Annotated in this window: 4 protein-coding genes; 2 read left to right on the top strand and 2 right to left on the bottom strand. The window is 37.7% G+C overall.

Annotation, left to right across the window (positions count from 1 at the left end; all coding sequences use genetic code 11):
- Positions 1-128: 128 nt before the first annotated feature.
- Together C200_RS11800 and C200_RS16775 are read right to left on the bottom strand one after the other, a co-directional pair.
- Entirely contained in the window at positions 129-593 is a 465-nt protein-coding gene (locus tag C200_RS11800; protein WP_016212274.1) for a type II toxin-antitoxin system HicB family antitoxin, read from the bottom strand.
- Positions 594-603: 10 nt separating this feature from the next.
- Positions 604-798, bottom strand: coding sequence for a type II toxin-antitoxin system HicA family toxin (locus C200_RS16775; protein WP_032126154.1), 195 nt, complete (start codon positions 796-798; stop codon positions 604-606).
- 215 nt (positions 799-1,013) lie between these two features.
- Here C200_RS16775 and C200_RS11790 point away from each other — a divergent pair, with 215 nt between their 5' ends.
- Together C200_RS11790 and C200_RS11785 are read left to right on the top strand one after the other, a co-directional pair.
- Positions 1,014-1,604 (top strand): tyrosine-type recombinase/integrase, encoded by a 591-nt coding sequence (locus tag C200_RS11790; protein ID WP_032126152.1) that lies wholly within the window; start codon positions 1,014-1,016, stop codon positions 1,602-1,604.
- A 63-nt stretch (positions 1,605-1,667) separates the two neighbouring features.
- On the top strand, positions 1,668-1,987 hold a 320-nt coding region (locus C200_RS11785; RefSeq protein ID WP_033923777.1), incomplete at its 3' end, for an MBL fold metallo-hydrolase.

Here is a 1,987-nt window from a genome sequence, read left to right as displayed (position 1 = left end):
GTTTGAATTATTGCTCACCTAATCATGTTTTTTTAGAGTATTTGATGGCGGCTTAGTATAGAGTAGTGTTGCACTTCAGATGACGGAGGGCGGATTCCAGGGCGTTTTTCCTAGAAGGAATAAAAGATTTAAGCACTCGCTAAGTCAATAGAATCTTCATCATCAAACCTTAAGATAATTTCAACTCTAGCGCCCATTGCTTCTGCTGCACGCTCAAAGCGTTTTAAAGTCAAATTTTCACCTTTTTCAATTTGCTGATAATTTTGATATGGTACATTTAGCCTTCTAGCAACTTGAGCCAATGAGTATTCTCTTAATTCCCTTAATTTATGAAGAAGAATGGGCGCTGCTACTTGAGGACTCACAGGAATTAGTATCTCACTTTTACGTATATCAGAAGGTTCAGTAATTGTGTGTTTATCAGCTATCATTTCAGTCAGCAATAAATTCAAAACATCGCGTGCATTATACATCGCCTCTTCGATTGTCTCTCCATCAGTGAAGATATTTGGAAGATCACGGAAGCTGACAACATAACCACCCACTTCGTTATCTTCTTCAAATTTAGCTGGATACGATAACTTCAATTCCATGCTTTTATCCTCACTCAAACGTTACACCTGTTGCTTTTTCAATCTTCTTTAAAATGCCTCTTCCCAAATCTCTATTCGCATGTACTGGTACTGAGATTGGAGGAAGCCCTTGTTTCTTCATGATATGGTGTGAGCCACTAGTTCGTGTATGCTTCCAACCATATTTCTCAAGCTGTCTTATTACGCTCTTTCCACTAATAGGCATAAGCTCAGTCACAATATTTATATTGTAGTCCAATTTATCAGACAACAATAAAAACCACAAGTTTTATTTTGTGTTAGCTTAGAGTAAATTAGCTTGTTATATATGATAGAAACTATAACAACTTTAATAGTATCAAGGCTTTCAGCCTGTACACCTCTACTCACTCGTTATATTATCATTATATAGATCAATAATATAACGAGTTTAAGGTCAAAATGGGCTTAAGCAAGCAGGCACGAATTTTATCTGAAAGACAGGAGCGGATCATCATAACGCACCTCAAAAGCACTATCGCGCCGCAACGAAACCTCGTTTTATTTTTGCTGTCAATAAAAGCCGGACTCCGTGCGAAAGAAATTGCACACATCCAGTGGAAAATGGTTTTTAACTCAGACGGTCAAATCGGAGATTGCATCCACTTGACCAACGATGTGAGTAAAGGTGATCAAGGTGGCCGCATCATCCCTCTTAATCAGCAACTCAAAAAAGCATTGATAACATTATTTCAGTCTAATCCACCGCATCATGAAAATGTCCCTATCATCATTTCACAGCGCAAAGCTGCATTTACTCCACAAACGATCGTTAATTGGTTTAGTCGTTTATATGCTGATTTGGAGTTTAATGGACATTCTAGTCATTCAGGCCGTCGCACCTTTGTCACTCGTGCCGCAAAAAATGTAATCCGTGCTGGTGGGAGTCTACGTGATGTGCAACAATTAGTGGGTCACTCCTCGCTACAAACAACACAGCATTATATTGAAGGTGACAGCGAGGCTAAAAAAAAGCTAGTCGAGCTAATTTAAAGGGGTCTATACACCCCTTTTGACATAAATGGATCATCTAAAACAATCAACAGGGTAGTGATTATGATTTTTAGACAGCTATTTGATAACCAAACATCCACCTATACCTATTTGATTGCCTCAGATTACGGAAAAGAAAGCATTATTATTGACCCAGTTGATAGTAAGATAGATAGTTATATTCAGCTTTTAAGTGAATTATCTTTGAAGCTTGTCTATTCAATTGATACGCATGTTCATGCAGACCATGTGACCGGTTCTGGCTTGCTCATGCAACAGACCAATTGCAAGATTATTATGGGAAAACAAAGTAAAGCTGAAAATATATCATTAAAAGCCAATGAAAATGAGCCAATAAAAATAGATAATCTTACAATTCAACC

Source organism: Piscirickettsia salmonis LF-89 = ATCC VR-1361 (assembly GCF_000297215.2).
Classification (GTDB): domain Bacteria; phylum Pseudomonadota; class Gammaproteobacteria; order Piscirickettsiales; family Piscirickettsiaceae; genus Piscirickettsia; species Piscirickettsia salmonis.
The sequence above is the reverse complement of the archived record's forward strand: the minus strand, read 5'-3'. Positions and strand labels throughout refer to the sequence as shown.

Bases quoted from the DNA above. Each gene is read 5' to 3' on its own strand.
- C200_RS16775 (WP_032126154.1), bottom strand. From the start codon at position 798: ATGCCTATTAGTGGAAAGAGCGTAATAAGACAGCTTGAGAAATATGGT.
- C200_RS11800 (WP_016212274.1), bottom strand. From the start codon at position 593: ATGGAATTGAAGTTATCGTATCCAGCTAAATTTGAAGAAGATAACGAA.
- C200_RS11790 (WP_032126152.1), top strand. From the start codon at position 1,014: ATGGGCTTAAGCAAGCAGGCACGAATTTTATCTGAAAGACAGGAGCGG.